The organism is Arthrobacter sp. CAN_A1, assembly GCF_015751665.1.
Classification (GTDB): Bacteria; Actinomycetota; Actinomycetes; order Actinomycetales; family Micrococcaceae; genus Arthrobacter_D.
Map to the genome: position 1 here is coordinate 222,807 of NZ_JADOUR010000002.1, position 12,850 is coordinate 235,656.

Sequence of the window (12,850 nt, forward strand, 5' to 3'; positions counted from 1 at the left end):
GTCCTATTTCCTGTCCGTGACAAAACGGGCCACCGTGACCGAACCGATGAAGCCGATCACCGAGATGGCGACCAGCAGCACCACATTGTCGAGGTGCCGGTTGATGGTCATGTCCATGGCCAGCGCCCCGCCGATGATGGCCAGCAGTACGTCGATCGCAAGGACCCGGTCCAGGATCGACGGGCCGCGCGCAATCCGGTACAGGGCACACAGGGACGCCAGGATCAGGAGTCCCGCGGCGACAGTGATGGCTGCGATCATCATGTGCCTGCCCCTTCCCGACGGTTAACGTTTTCCGCATCAAAGCGCATTTCGGTCTGCAACAACGCCAGGTCATCCCGGGTTCCCATAATCCGGATCAGCCAGGCCTCGGTAGCACGTACATCGGCCCTGATTTTCGCCGCGTCCTCGGGGGTGACCACGTTGAGGCAGTGCAGGTAGAGGGTGGACGTTGACCGGTCGACCTCCACGATCAGTGATCCCGGGATCAGGGACAACGCGTGCCCGGTGGCGGTCACCAGCAGGTCGGACTGGCTGCGCAGCTGCACGGCGACCACCGCGTTGATGAGACGGGGACCGCGGGAGAGGGCGAGCCAGAACACCTCGAAGCTCGCGACCACGAGTTTATAGATGAACCGCCCAATGAACGGCACCGCGTACAGCACGTTGAACCGGCCGCTGAGCTCAACGGGAGGCAGGTACAGGAGGTTGGCCACCGCGTAGGCGATCAGGCCACCAAAGATCAGGTTGCCCGGGCTGAAATCCTGCCACAGGGCGCCCCAGACGATCACCAGCCAGATAATCAGGGGCAGTTCGGTGATGAACGGGATCCGCTGCCGGCTCATGGGGTGCTCCCCTCGCCCAGAACGGCATCGATGTAATCGGTGCGTTCGAGCATGTTCCGGGCGGCGTTGTCACTGATTTCGAAGATGGGTCCGGCCAGCAGGGTCAGCAGTACTCCCAGCCCCACCAGTCCCATGGTTGGACCGACCATGGTGCGTGGCAGCAGGTTCACCGGGTTACGCCCGGAGAACCGGCCCGTGGTTTCGCCGTTGACACGCTGCGAGGTGCGCACCGAGGACCCATCGGCCTTGGTGGCCAGCAGGATCGGATCCGGGTGCAGGGCGTCTTCGGGACGGCGCCAGAACGCCCGGTTCCAAACCCGCGCGATCGCCAGGAGGGTCAGCAGGCTGGTGAGCACGCTGGCGGCGACGGCAACGTAGGCGATCGGGGACCCCAGCTCCACACCGGCCTGCAGGATGCCGAGCTTGCCCAGGAATCCCGAGAACGGCGGGATACCGGCCAGGTTCATCGCCGGAATGAAGAACAGCACGCCCAGCAGGGGGGAAAGTTTGGCGAGTCCGCCGAGGCGGTCCATGTTGGCAGTCCCCCCGCGGCGTTCGATCAGCCCCGTGACCAGGAACAGGCTGGTCTGCACCGTGATGTGGTGGGCCACGTAGAAGATCGCGGCGCCCAACCCGACGACGGTGGAGATCGCCAACCCGAAGATCATGAACCCGATATGGCTGACCAGGGTGAAAGACAACATTCGTTTGATGTCCGACTGCGCCAGGGCACCCAGGATCCCGACCACCATCGTGAGGATGGCCACCACCATCAGCAGTGTGTTGATCCGGTCCCCGGGGAAGAGCAGGGTCTCAGTGCGCACCATGGCGTACACGCCCACCTTGGTGAGCAGCCCGGCGAACACGGCGGTGACGGGCGCCGGCGCCGTCGGGTAGGAGTCGGGGAGCCAGAAGGATAGCGGGAAGACGGCCGCCTTGATCCCGAAGGCGACCAGCAGCATCAGATGGAGCATCATCTGGGTGGCGGGGTCAATTTCGCCCAGCTTGATGGCGAGATCTGCCAGGTTGATGGTGCCGGTGGCGGCATAGATCATCCCGATCGCGATCAGGAAGAGCAGGGAGGAGACCACGCTGACCACCACATAGGTGACGCCGGCCCGGATCCGGGGTGTGGTCCCGCCCAGGGTCATGAGGACGTAACTCGCCGTCAGGAGGATCTCGAAGCCCACATACAGGTTGAACAGATCACCGGACATGAACGCGTTGGAGACGCCGGCCACCAGGATCAGATAGGTGGGATGGAAGATCGAAATCGGGCCGTCTTCGTCGCCGTCCGTCATGCCCTGCCCGGTGGCGTAAATCAGCACGGCGAGGCTGACGGCTGTGGAGACGACCAGCATCAGAGCCGAGAACTGGTCGACCACCAGGGTGATCCCAAACGGCGGCATCCACCCGCCGATGAAGACCGCCGTCGCCCCGTGGGTGGCAGCGTTCTGCAACAGGAACAGTTCGAGCACCAGGGTGATACTGAGCGTGGAAATGCTGACGGCACGCTGGGACCGCGAATGACGGATCAGCAGGAAGGCGATCGCCGCGCCGAGAAACGGCAGGACTACTGCCAGCGGTGCGAGGCTTGCGATGTTCACCGTGGCTCCTTCGGGTCGGCGGGAAGGTCGAGGACTCCTGCGTTCTGGGAACCGGGGGCTTCCTCGGCTTCCTCCAGCGGAGTGAATTCTGTGGTTTCCACCGGCACGTCGGCGTCGTCCTCGGCGTCGAAGCTGCCCTGGCTCGCCACCCTGCGGTCCTCCATATCGTCCTGGACCTCGTCACGGCGGCCCAACACCCAGGACCGGTAGATGATGCCCAGCATGAAAGCCGTCACCGCGAAGGAAATCACAATGGATGTGAGGATCAGCGCCTGGGGCAGCGGATCGGAGTAGTCCTCGGCGGGGATGTCAGCCGAATACAGGGGGGCGACGCCGGCGCGTCCGCCCGTGGACAGGAGCAGGATGTTGGCGCCATTGGCGAGGAGAATCAGGCCCAGGAGCACCCGGGTCAGGCTGCGTTCGAGCAGCAGGTAGATGCCCGCCGCGAACAGGGCGGCCATGACCACCAGCAGGGTGATGTTCACGCTCATCGGACCACTCCCTCGCCGGACTCGGTGTGTTCTTGCTGTTGGGCCTGCATATCCTCGGGGTCATCGGTCGCAGAGAGGCCTTCACTCCGCTCATCGATCTCCGAGCCGAGGCTCCTCAGCACGTCGAGGACCAGCCCCACCACCACCAGGTAGACGCCGATGTCGAAGATGGTGGAGGTGACGAACTTGACGTCCCCGAACACCGGCAAGGCGAATTCGAGGATGGCGGTTTGCAGAATCTGCCCGCCCATCAGAACCGGAACGACGGCGGTCAGCGACGCGGTGGCCATGCCGGTTCCGAGGAGGAAGCCGGCACTCACGGGACTCGCCTCGGCGAGTTCGAACCGGCCGCCGGCGAGGTACCGCACAGTCAGGGCCAGCCCAGCCATCAGCCCACCCGCGAAACCGCCGCCGGGAAGATTGTGGCCGGCGAGCAGCAGATAGATGGAGAAAATGATGATCGAATGGAAGAGCAGCCGGGTCACCACTTCGAAAATGATGGAGCGGCGTTCGGGGGCGAGCGTGCGGCCGGCCACCAGCCACGCGTCACGCGACACTGACGAGAACTTCCGCGCCAGTTCCAGGGCGGCGGCCTCCCTGCCGAACTCGTCGAGAGGCTCCTGCCCGCGGTCGACCGTTCCTGACTTGACGCTCTCGGCACGCTGACGAGTGTCACCGCGGCCCCGGATGAAGATCAGGCTGGCGATGCCCGTGGCGGCAATGGCCAGGACCGAAATTTCGCCGTAGGTGTCCCACGCCCGGATGTCCACGAGGGTGACGTTGACAATGTTCTCGCCGCCGCCGTCGTTATAGGCCAACGCAGGATACTCCAGCGACACCGGCACGGCCACGCGGGACGCCATCGAGGACATGGCGATCGCCGCCATCACCAGGCCGAAGGAGATGCCCAGGACTGCGCGCAGCAGCCGGTAACGGCCAGGTTCCCGCTGCCACAGCCGGGCGGGCAGGGAACGCAGCGCCAGCACAAACGCCACCAGCACAATGGTCTCGACGAGCATCTGCGTCAGTGCCAGGTCGGGTGCGCCCTGCAGGGCGAAAATAAGCGCCATCCCGTAGCCGGTCACTCCCACCATCAGCACTGCCATGAACCGTTTGGTGGCGCGGAGCGCTGCGAGGGCGCCGAGGATGATGACGACGCCGGCGACCACCTGCGCAGGAGAGTCAGCGAGGTGCCACCGGTCCGGCAGCGGGGCGTCGTAGAACACGATCGCCGTCAGCGGGGTCAGGATGGCCATGGTCAGGATGACGAACAGGTAGAACGCCAGCGAACCACGCTGGGTCCGCCCGGTGACCCAGACCGCAACGTCGTCGAGGGTGCCGATGGTGTATTTATAGCCGCGTTCGGCGTCAACCACCGACGGGACCTTGGCCTGCACGCGTTCCACTTGGGCGCGGAACCAGAACAGCAGCAGCCCGACGGCGATGGTCACTGCGGAGAGCAGCAGCGCGGGGCTGAATCCATGCCAGAGGGCGAGGTAACTGTCTTCGCCGTCGGGCTCAAAGAGGGTGACGTACGGCTGGATGATGGAGTCCAGCGGTGCGGGCCAGAACCCGAGGCCCACGGTGAAGACGGTGAGCAGCGCCGGGGCGAAGAGGAAGGACTTCTCGACCCGCTTGAACGGGGTGGCGTCCTTCCCCTTGAGGGCAAAACCGCCCCAGACGAACCGCGCACTGTAGGCGAAGGTCAGGGCCGAGCCTGCGACGATGCCGGCGAGAAGGAGGGTCCCGAGCGGGGTGGGGTCGATCTCGGCCTGATGGACGAACGCTTCGAAAACCGATTCCTTGGCAACGAACCCCAGCAGCGGCGGAAGTCCTGCCATGGATGCGGCAGCGATTGTGGCGATGACGGCCAGGGCCGGGGCGGTCCGGCGGATGCCTGCGAGCTTGCGGATGTCGCGGGTGCCCGACTGGTGGTCGATAATGCCGACGACGAGGAACAGGGTCGCCTTGAACAACCCGTGGGCCACCAGCAGGCCCAACCCGGCCAGCGCGCCGCCCGGCCCACCCAACCCCACCACCATGGTGAGGAAGCCGAGCTGGCTGACCGTCCCGTAGGCGAGGATCAGCTTGAGGTCGTGCTGGCGCAGCGCCCGCCAGCCGCCGATCAGCATGGTGGCCAGACCCAGGGCCATCACCATCGGCGTCCAGGATGCGGCGTCGGCGAAGCCTGGCGCGAACCGGGCCACCAGATAGATGCCAGCCTTGACCATGGCAGCGGCGTGCAGGTATGCGCTTACCGGGGTGGGCGCCGCCATCGCGCCGGGGAGCCAGAAGTGGAAAGGGATCAGGGCGGACTTGGTGAGCGCACCCACGAGGATCAGGCCGATGGCGACGTCGACCACCATCCCGGCGGAGAGCAGCGATCCGGACAGGGCCATGATCTCCGAGATGCGGTAAGTCCCGGCGGTCTGGCCGAGCATGATCATGCCCACCAGCATGGTCAGGCCGCCGAAGGTGGTCACGATCAGGGCCTGCAGTGCTGCGCGTCGGGCCGCCAGGCGGTGCCGCGAATAGCCGATCAGCAGGTAGGACAGCACAGTGGTCAATTCCCAGAAGATGAACAGCAGGATCATGTCGTCGGCGGTGACCAGACCGAACATGGCGCCGGCAAACGCGAGGAGCTGGGCGCCGAACGGACCAATATTGGCTTCGTCCTGTTTGAAATACCGTGCGCAGTAGAACAGCACGAGGGCACCGATGCCCAGGATGAGCAGCGACAGCACCGCTGACAGCGTGTCCATCCGGAACGCGAGTTCCAGGCCAAGTTCGGGGATCCACTGGAAAACTGTCGACGGCGGTGCGTTGGGCTGACCTTCGAGGAGGCTTTGGCCTTCCCCCGTGTACTGGTCGAAGGTGATAACCAGCCAGACGAACGCGGCGGCGGGGACAGCGGCAAGGACGTAGAAAGCGGAGCGGCCAAGCCGGCGGAAGATCAAGGGCGCTATGAGGGCTATCGCGAACAACGCGATGAGCACGATTAGCACGATGATCTCCTGATCTCTCAGATGAGACGGTCAGCTGTTGCCAGCACGGACGGTCAGGGGCTTCGATCTATTCTACCCGCGGAATACAGGCCGGTTGGCCGCGTTACGCCGTTGGCGGTTGTACGGGGATGGGCGGAATACCTGCCGGTCCCCGGGTGTTAGGTGGTTGACGAGACGTGGGTCACCTCTTTTGCGGGACCGCCGGGATAGCATTCACCGTATGAGCGTGGATTCCCCCCAGCCGGTGCCATCCCCATCCCTCCCCGCGCAGCCGGAGGGTCCCTCACCCGGCGCCCCGGCCGGTGCCGGCCGGTTGCTCTCGCGGCCGGTTCTCGCCTGGGCTTCATGGGACTGGGGATCGGCCGCCTTCAACGCGGTCATGACAACCTTCGTCTTCACCGTGTACCTCACCAGCGATGCGTTTGGCGGCGAGGACAGGGCCTCCGTCGTGTTGGGGTGGGGGCTCGCCACTGCTGGCGTGCTGATTGCCTTGCTGGCACCCGTGACCGGGCAGCGGTCGGACAACGGTGGCCGCCGCAAGCTTTGGCTCGGGGTCAACAGCCTGGTCGTCGCCCTGCTGACAGGCCTCTGCTTCTTCGTCTACCCCCAGCCCGAGTTTCTGCTTCTGGGCGTTGCGCTAATCGCACTGGCCAACGTCTTCTTCGAGTTCGCCGGCGTCAACTACAACGCAATGCTGACCCAGATCTCCACCCCGGGCACCATCGGCCGGATCAGCGGATTCGGATGGGCGATGGGCTACGTCGGCGGCATCGTCGCCCTGGTGCTGGTGCTGGTGGCCTTCGTCGAACCGATCTTCACCTGGTTCGGTTCAGACACGGCCGACAGTCTGAACATCCGGCTGGTGGCAGTGTTCTCGGCCCTCTGGTTCCTCGCGTTTGCACTGCCAGTGATGCTCGCTGTTCCGGAGGTGCCCCGGAAGGAAAAGGCAGCCCAGCTGGGTTTCCTCGCGTCCTACGGCTTGCTGTTTCGGCGGGTGAAGGCCATCTACCGCACCAGCCCCCACACCATTTTCTTCTTGCTGGCCAGCGCAATTTTCCGGGACGGCCTTGCTGCAGTCTTCACCTTCGGCGGCATCATCGCGGCGGGCACCTTCGGGTTCACCCTGAGCGAGGTAATCGTCTTCGCGATCGCCGGCAACCTGATCGCCGCTGTGGGGGCGATCATCGGGGGTTTCCTCGACGATCGGGTGGGGCCCAAACGGGTCATCATCATCTCGTTGATCGGCCTGCTGATCGCCGGCTCGGCCGTGCTGATCCTTGGCCCCGACACCCATGATGTCTTCGGTTACACCTGGACCGGTGACGTGACATTCTGGGTGTTCGGGCTGATGCTCACCCTCTTCGTCGGTCCGGCCCAGGCCTCATCCCGGGCCTACCTGGCCCGGCTCGCACCGGCCGGGGAGGAGGGCGAACTGTTTGGCCTTTACGCGACAACCGGTCGGGCGGTCAGCTTCCTGGCCCCTGCCCTGTTTGCGACGTCGATCACCATTTTCGGTGAACAACGGTACGGGATTATCGGCATTCTGGTGGTCCTACTGGCCGGCTTGCTGGTGCTGCTCCCAGTGAAGCCGCCCGCCCGGGTTGCTATCGCCGTCGTGCCGTCCCACTAGCTGTCGGACCGTGAGCTAGCGGGCGGACAGTCAGATGGCGGTGCGGTGGAAATTCTGGTGGCTACGCGACGCCGTCGGGCCGCGCTGGCCCTGGTACCGGTTGCCGTAGGGGCCGGATCCGTAAGGGTGTTCCGACGGCGAGGTGAGCCTGAAGAAGCAGAGCTGGCCAATTTTCGAACCCGGCCACAGCTTGATGGGCAGGGTGGCCATGTTGGAGAGCTCAAGGGTGACGTGGCCGGAGAAGCCTGGATCGATGAAGCCGGCCGTTGAGTGCGTCAGCAGACCGAGCCGGCCAAGGGAGGACTTGCCTTCCAGCCGGGCGGCGATGTCGTCGGGCAGGGTCACCGTCTCGTAGGTCGACCCGAGAACGAACTCGCCCGGGTGCAGGATGAATGGCTCATCCGGGGCAACCTCCACCAGCCGGGTCAGGTCAGGCTGGTCCTCGGCCGGGTCGATGTGGGCGTACTTGTGATTGTCGAACAACCTGAAGTAGCGGTCTATCCGAACGTCCACGCTGGAGGGCTGGACCATCGCCTCATCGTAGGGATCCAGCACGATTCGCTGGTGGTCAATTTCGGTTCGGATGTCGCGGTCGGAGATCAGCACGGTTCAAAAATACCGCAGTCACCTGCGTTAGTGGTTATCGGCCAATCTCGGTGCGTACCGCGTAGAGCTCGGGGAAGAAGGTGAGTTCGAGTGCCTTCTGCAGAAAACCTACACCTGAGGACCCCCCGGTGCCGCGCTTGAATCCGATGGTGCGCTCGACGGTTTTCAGGTGCCGGAACCGCCAGAGCTGGAAATTGTCTTCGAGATCCACCAGTTCCTCGCAGGCCTCGTAAAGGTCCCAGTTGTCCTCGGCGTTCTCGTACACCGCCTTGTACACCTGGACCAGTTCCGGGTTGAAAACGTGGGCGGTGCGGAGGTCGCGATCCAACAGTTCAGCGGGGATGTCGTGTCCACGGCGGGAGAGGAACCTGATGAACTCGTCGTAGATACTCGTCTGATCCAGCAGGGTAGCGAGCAGCTCCCGCGCCTCGGGGTCATTCGCGAAAACCTCAAGCATCCCGGCGTTCTTGTTGCCGAGCAGGAACTCGACGGCGCGGTACTGGTAGGACTGGAAGCCGCTGGCGGCACCGAGGTCCCCGCGGAACTCGGCATACTCGGAGGGGGTGAGGGTGGCCAGGACGGACCACTGCTCGGTCAGGGAGCGCTGGATGTGCTTGATCCGCGCAATCCCCTTCATCGCGGACCGCAGGTCATCGACCTGCAGTTTGTTGCGGACCGCGCGGAGCTCGTGGAGGACGAGCTTCAGCCACAGCTCCGAGGTCTGGTGCTGGATGATGAACAGCATCTCGTCGTGGTGCTCAGGGCGGCTGACCGGGTGCTGGGCTGAGAGCAGCTCGTCCAGCGACAGGTATGAGCCGTAGCTCATTTTGGCGGTGAAATCCTTTTCGATGCCCGCTTCAAGGTCCCGGGTGTTCTTCTCGACGCTCATCGTCTTAGGGTACCCACCTTCGGTGCCGCGATTTCCTGCCGATCCGCGGGTCCTTTAATACTGGCGGATTCTAAACTGGACCTAGCCGGCCTGCCCGGCGCCCGAGGAAAGGGAAGGCAATGCCACTCTATCTATCGAAGTTCAGCTATACCCCTGAGACGTGGGGCCGGCTCATCGCCAACCCCGAGGACCGGGGAGCGGCGGCTCGGACCTACATCGAATCGGTCGGCGGGACGCTGCACGGTTTCTGGTATGCATTCGGCACCCACGATGGGTACACCCTCTGGGAGGCGCCCGACAACGTGTCGATGGCTGCGGTGGTCCTGGCCATCACCCAGGGCGGTGCTCTGAGCGCTCACGAAACCACTGTTCTCATGAGCGTGGAGGAGACCCTTGATGCCCTGCGGGTCGCAGGACAGGTGAAATACCGTCCGCCAGGCGCCTGACTCTCCCGGAGTCGGTGTTTTCGGGAGCGGTGTTTTCGGGAGCGGTGTTTTCGGGAGCGGTGTTTTCGGGAGCGCACGGGTGAGGTAGGCTGAATCTCGTTGTTTTGCCGAGATACACGCCGCTCTTGTGGCTGGTCTTCAGGCGGGCGTAGCTCAATGGTAGAGCGCTAGCTTCCCAAGCTCGATACGCGGGTTCGATTCCCGTCGCCCGCTCCACTTTTCCCGGTTCCCTCGCTGCGTTGTTTCAGGCCACCGGCCGCGGCGCGAACATCATCACTGCGACCCCCACCAGGCATAACGCCGATCCTGCGATGTCCCAGCGATCGGGCCGGAATCCGTCGAAGGCCATGCCCCAGGCCAGTGATCCCGCGACGAAAACCCCGCCATACGCGGCGAGGATGCGGCCGAAGTTCGCATCCGGTTGCAGGGTAGCAATGAATCCGTAAGCAGCGAGCGCCATGACACCCAGCCCTGCCCACCACCAAGGCCTACCCTCTCTGATGCTCTGCCATACCAGCCAGGCCCCGCCGATCTCCGCAACGGCAGCGAACAGGAAGAGCACCACAACGAGGGCAATAGTCATACTGCATTATCCGCCCGACGTCGGTACTGGCTTTTGTGCAGCTGTGGCGGGTGGCCCCAATCATTCGTGCAGTTGTGGTGGGTGGCGGCCTCCCGGACCCGCCACAACTGCACCAATGCCCCGGCCAAGGCGGGCCGGAATGCCGGTACCTGGTGTAGACGGCTGCGCGGCTTCGCGCGTCCGGTGATTTGGGGACAATCGCCAGCAGCCGCAGTCGTTGTCGCGGCGTGTTCGTATAGCGGAACCGAAGCGTCAACTGACCCTTCCGCGCCAGGACGACGGCGAGCACCCCCGACGCGAGCAGGGGCACCCCTCCGGCGATCAGCACCGTGGGGTGGGGCCCAATGTTCTCGGCCAGCCAGCCGATCATGGGCCCGCCATTTGCCTGGCCGCTGAGGAGGACCATCATGTACAACGCCATCACCCGCCCCCGGATGGCCAGGTTGGACGATATCCGCACCAGCTGGTTGGCCCCGGTGATGAACCACAGGCAGCCGATGCCGGCGAAGAACATCATGGCGTCGACAGAACTGCGTCACAGCACCACGTGGGGCGTCCTCAGGCCACGTCGCTACTAAGTGCCGGATCTTGATATCCGGATCAAATATGCTCATGCCGCGAGCCAACACCCCGGGAGTGTCCACGATGTCCTGAGACAGAACTGTCCATTAACTCATGAGACTCCACAGTGGGCTGAAGCCATTCCGACCCACCAGAGCTCACTGTTCGGCGAAGTTCGTGGGTGTGGGTGTGGGTGTGGGCGTGGGCGTGGGCGTGGGCAACACCACATAGCCGGGCAGTCCGCGGCGGCGGTAGACTTGATGCTGATGAATCGCACAATGTTCAAGTCCAAAATCCACCGCGCCACGGTAACCCACGCTGATCTCCACTACGTGGGTTCCGTCACCGTGGATCTTGATCTGCTCGAGGCCGCCGACATCCTGCCCGGCGAGATGGTGTCCATTGTAGATGTCACCAACGGTGCCCGGCTGGAGACCTACACCATCGCCGGCGAGCGCGGTTCCGGGGTGCTGGGCATCAACGGACCGGCCGCCCATCTGGTCCACCGCGGCGACACGGTCATCCTGATCACCTACGCGCAGCTCTCCGACGCCGAGGCGCAGCACTTCCTGCCCACCGTGGTCCACGTCGACGGGCAGAACCGCATGGTGGACCTCGGCAACGATCCCGCAGAAAGCGTCGTCGAAGGCCTGGAACGACCGCCGCACGCCCTCAATAATTCAGCCCTGCTTTAGTAAGCGCTTACATTCGCACTGTCTTCCTCCCTTGACCTTGCCCAGATTGAAACCGGATATTCTGGCGAATTCCCGGCTCAGGGCATAGGGTCTCAAAGACAAGGTTGCTTCGGATCGCCTGCTGTACCTAGGGCGACCGAGCTTTCTACAACGAGGTGGAGGCACGGTGGGAATGCCCAAAAGGCGAAGGAAACTCGATCCAGTCCGGAGCCGGCCAAAGTCCGCGGCTGTGGCGACTCTGGTCATGGGGACCATGCTGCTGACCGGTTGCGGTCCGGCGGAAAGCGAAACGACGCTCACCTGGTACATCAATCCCGACGCCGGTGGTCAGGCCGCGATTGCTGCCAGCTGCACCGAAGAGGCCGACGGCGCCTACCGGATTGAGACGTCGCTCCTGCCCACTGACGCGGCAGCACAGCGCGAGCAACTGGCGCGTAGGCTCGCCGCCGGTGACACCTCAATGGACATCATGAGCATTGACCCGCCGTTCATCCCCGAACTTGCGGAACCGGGCTTCCTGGCGCCCCTCCCCGAGGACTCGGTCGATGTCTTCTCCGAGAACGTTCTTGAAGGCGCCCTTGCCGGCGCCACCTGGAAAGACGAACTGGTGACGGTGCCGTTCTGGGCAAACACCCAGATTCTTTGGTACCGCGAGTCGGTGGCCGAGGCTGCGGGGCTGGACATGTCCCAGCCGGTGACCTGGGATCAGCTGATTGACGCGGCCGCCGATCAGGACAAGCTCCTGGGCGTGCAGGGCTCCCCCGCCGAATCAATGACCGTGTGGATCAACGCCCTGGTGGAATCAGCCGGCGGTCAGATCCTCGAGAACCCGGAGGCCCCGGCCGACGAACTGGAGCTCGGGCTCGAGTCCGACGCCGGGCAGGAAGCGGCCCGGATCATCGGCACCATCGGCGACGAGGGGCTCGGCGGCCCCGGGCTTCCCACCTCCACAGAGAACACCTCCCTCACTCTCTTCCAGGGTGACGAGGGTTCCTTCATGGTCAACTACCCGTTCGTCTGGCCCGCCACCCTGGGTGCCGTCGAGGCTGGCTCCATTGACCAGTCGGTAGTCGACGACATTGGGTGGGCGCTGTTCCCGGCGGTCACCGAGGGCGAGGACACCGCGCCACCACTGGGCGGGATCAACCTGGGCGTTGGAGCAGCCAGCGACAACCCCGAACTGGCCTACGAGGCGATCGAATGCATCGTCAAGCCGGAGAACCAGACCGAGTACTTCATCACCAACGGCAACCCGCCGTCCAACTCGGAGGCGTACGACGATCCAACGATCGAGGAGGACTTCCCGATGGCAACCACCATCCGGGATTCCCTCGAACTTGCGGCTCCCCGCCCCCAGACACCGTTCTATAACGAGATCTCCACCGGACTGCAGCAGGAATGGTCACCACCCAATGAGGTGGACCCTGACCGGACCCCCGCACAATCCCAGGAGTTCATCACCGCAGTGCTCAGAGGGGAGAGGCTACTGTGA

At 64.3% G+C, this 12,850-nt stretch carries 14 protein-coding genes and 1 tRNA gene; 7 read left to right on the forward strand and 8 right to left on the reverse strand.

Annotated features, from left to right (window positions below; translation table 11 throughout):
- Positions 1-3: 3 nt before the first annotated feature.
- Genes IWX62_RS03825 through IWX62_RS03845 form a run of 5 tightly spaced genes read right to left on the reverse strand, consistent with a single transcriptional unit; the run spans position 4 to position 5,948 of the window.
- The gene (locus IWX62_RS03825) at positions 4-264 is read right to left on the reverse strand and encodes a monovalent cation/H+ antiporter complex subunit F (RefSeq protein WP_196840047.1); all 261 of its coding nucleotides are present in this window, start codon (positions 262-264) and stop codon (positions 4-6) included.
- Positions 261-845, reverse strand: coding sequence for a Na+/H+ antiporter subunit E (locus IWX62_RS03830; protein ID WP_196840048.1), 585 nt, complete (start codon positions 843-845; stop codon positions 261-263). The genes IWX62_RS03825 and IWX62_RS03830 overlap by 4 nt, the downstream gene beginning before the upstream one ends.
- The gene (locus IWX62_RS03835; protein WP_196840049.1) at positions 842-2,452 is read right to left on the reverse strand and encodes a Na+/H+ antiporter subunit D; all 1,611 of its coding nucleotides are present in this window, start codon (positions 2,450-2,452) and stop codon (positions 842-844) included. Before IWX62_RS03835 ends, IWX62_RS03830 begins: the two co-directional genes overlap by 4 nt.
- Complete coding sequence (locus tag IWX62_RS03840) at positions 2,449-2,943, reverse strand: Na(+)/H(+) antiporter subunit C (protein ID WP_196840050.1); 495 nt, start codon at positions 2,941-2,943, stop codon at positions 2,449-2,451. The genes IWX62_RS03835 and IWX62_RS03840 overlap by 4 nt, the downstream gene beginning before the upstream one ends.
- Positions 2,940-5,948 (reverse strand): Na+/H+ antiporter subunit A, encoded by a 3,009-nt coding sequence (locus IWX62_RS03845; RefSeq protein WP_196840051.1) that lies wholly within the window; start codon positions 5,946-5,948, stop codon positions 2,940-2,942. The genes IWX62_RS03840 and IWX62_RS03845 overlap by 4 nt, the downstream gene beginning before the upstream one ends.
- 220 nt (positions 5,949-6,168) lie before the next feature.
- Here IWX62_RS03845 and IWX62_RS03850 point away from each other — a divergent pair, with 220 nt between their 5' ends.
- On the forward strand, positions 6,169-7,578 hold the full coding sequence (locus IWX62_RS03850; RefSeq protein WP_333483197.1) for an MFS transporter: 1,410 nt from the start codon (positions 6,169-6,171) through the stop codon (positions 7,576-7,578).
- Between the two features lie 30 nt (positions 7,579-7,608).
- Here the strand turns inward: IWX62_RS03850 and dcd are convergent, their stop codons facing one another.
- Positions 7,609-8,184, reverse strand: a complete 576-nt coding sequence (gene dcd, locus IWX62_RS03855) for a dCTP deaminase (protein ID WP_196840052.1) — start codon at positions 8,182-8,184, stop codon at positions 7,609-7,611.
- A 34-nt stretch (positions 8,185-8,218) separates the two neighbouring features.
- Positions 8,219-9,073 (reverse strand): tryptophan 2,3-dioxygenase, encoded by an 855-nt coding sequence (kynA, locus tag IWX62_RS03860; RefSeq protein ID WP_196840053.1) that lies wholly within the window; start codon positions 9,071-9,073, stop codon positions 8,219-8,221.
- 119 nt (positions 9,074-9,192) lie between these two features.
- Between kynA and IWX62_RS03865 the strand changes: the two genes are divergently transcribed.
- From IWX62_RS03865 to IWX62_RS03875, 3 genes are all read left to right on the forward strand, one after another.
- Positions 9,193-9,519 (forward strand): GYD domain-containing protein, encoded by a 327-nt coding sequence (locus IWX62_RS03865; protein ID WP_196840054.1) that lies wholly within the window; start codon positions 9,193-9,195, stop codon positions 9,517-9,519.
- A gap of 14 nt (positions 9,520-9,533) precedes the next feature.
- The gene (locus IWX62_RS16430) at positions 9,534-9,602 is read left to right on the forward strand and encodes a pentapeptide repeat-containing protein (RefSeq protein ID WP_442859233.1); all 69 of its coding nucleotides are present in this window, start codon (positions 9,534-9,536) and stop codon (positions 9,600-9,602) included.
- Between the two features lie 59 nt (positions 9,603-9,661).
- A tRNA-Gly gene (locus IWX62_RS03875) sits at positions 9,662-9,735 on the forward strand.
- Between the two features lie 28 nt (positions 9,736-9,763).
- On the opposite strand, the gene IWX62_RS03880 is transcribed toward IWX62_RS03875, so the two are convergent.
- Positions 9,764-10,102 carry a YnfA family protein gene (locus IWX62_RS03880; protein WP_196840055.1) on the reverse strand — a complete coding sequence of 113 codons (339 nt, stop codon included), beginning with the start codon at positions 10,100-10,102 and terminating at the stop codon, positions 9,764-9,766.
- A 407-nt stretch (positions 10,103-10,509) separates the two neighbouring features.
- On the opposite strand from IWX62_RS03880, the gene IWX62_RS16435 reads away from it, so the two are divergent.
- From IWX62_RS16435 to IWX62_RS03895, 3 genes are all read left to right on the forward strand, one after another.
- Positions 10,510-10,680 carry a hypothetical protein gene (locus tag IWX62_RS16435; protein WP_442859229.1) on the forward strand — a complete coding sequence of 57 codons (171 nt, stop codon included), beginning with the start codon at positions 10,510-10,512 and terminating at the stop codon, positions 10,678-10,680.
- Between the two features lie 249 nt (positions 10,681-10,929).
- A complete protein-coding gene (gene panD, locus IWX62_RS03890; protein WP_196840057.1) occupies positions 10,930-11,358 on the forward strand; it encodes an aspartate 1-decarboxylase in 429 nt (142 codons plus the stop codon).
- A gap of 172 nt (positions 11,359-11,530) precedes the next feature.
- Complete coding sequence (locus IWX62_RS03895; protein ID WP_442859230.1) at positions 11,531-12,850, forward strand: extracellular solute-binding protein; 1,320 nt, start codon at positions 11,531-11,533, stop codon at positions 12,848-12,850.

What these genes read in the sequence shown, in the direction of transcription:
- IWX62_RS03895 (WP_442859230.1), top strand. Translation starts at nt 11,531, where the DNA reads ATGCCCAAAAGGCGAAGGAAACTCGATCCAGTCCGGAGCCGGCCAAAG.
- panD (WP_196840057.1), top strand. Translation starts at nt 10,930, where the DNA reads ATGAATCGCACAATGTTCAAGTCCAAAATCCACCGCGCCACGGTAACC.
- IWX62_RS03825 (WP_196840047.1), bottom strand. Translation starts at nt 264, where the DNA reads ATGATGATCGCAGCCATCACTGTCGCCGCGGGACTCCTGATCCTGGCG.
- IWX62_RS03830 (WP_196840048.1), bottom strand. Translation starts at nt 845, where the DNA reads ATGAGCCGGCAGCGGATCCCGTTCATCACCGAACTGCCCCTGATTATC.
- IWX62_RS03840 (WP_196840050.1), bottom strand. Translation starts at nt 2,943, where the DNA reads ATGAGCGTGAACATCACCCTGCTGGTGGTCATGGCCGCCCTGTTCGCG.
- IWX62_RS03865 (WP_196840054.1), top strand. Translation starts at nt 9,193, where the DNA reads ATGCCACTCTATCTATCGAAGTTCAGCTATACCCCTGAGACGTGGGGC.
- IWX62_RS03880 (WP_196840055.1), bottom strand. Translation starts at nt 10,102, where the DNA reads ATGACTATTGCCCTCGTTGTGGTGCTCTTCCTGTTCGCTGCCGTTGCG.
- IWX62_RS03850 (WP_333483197.1), top strand. Translation starts at nt 6,169, where the DNA reads ATGAGCGTGGATTCCCCCCAGCCGGTGCCATCCCCATCCCTCCCCGCG.
- IWX62_RS16435 (WP_442859229.1), top strand. Translation starts at nt 10,510, where the DNA reads ATGTACAACGCCATCACCCGCCCCCGGATGGCCAGGTTGGACGATATC.
- kynA (WP_196840053.1), bottom strand. Translation starts at nt 9,073, where the DNA reads ATGAGCGTCGAGAAGAACACCCGGGACCTTGAAGCGGGCATCGAAAAG.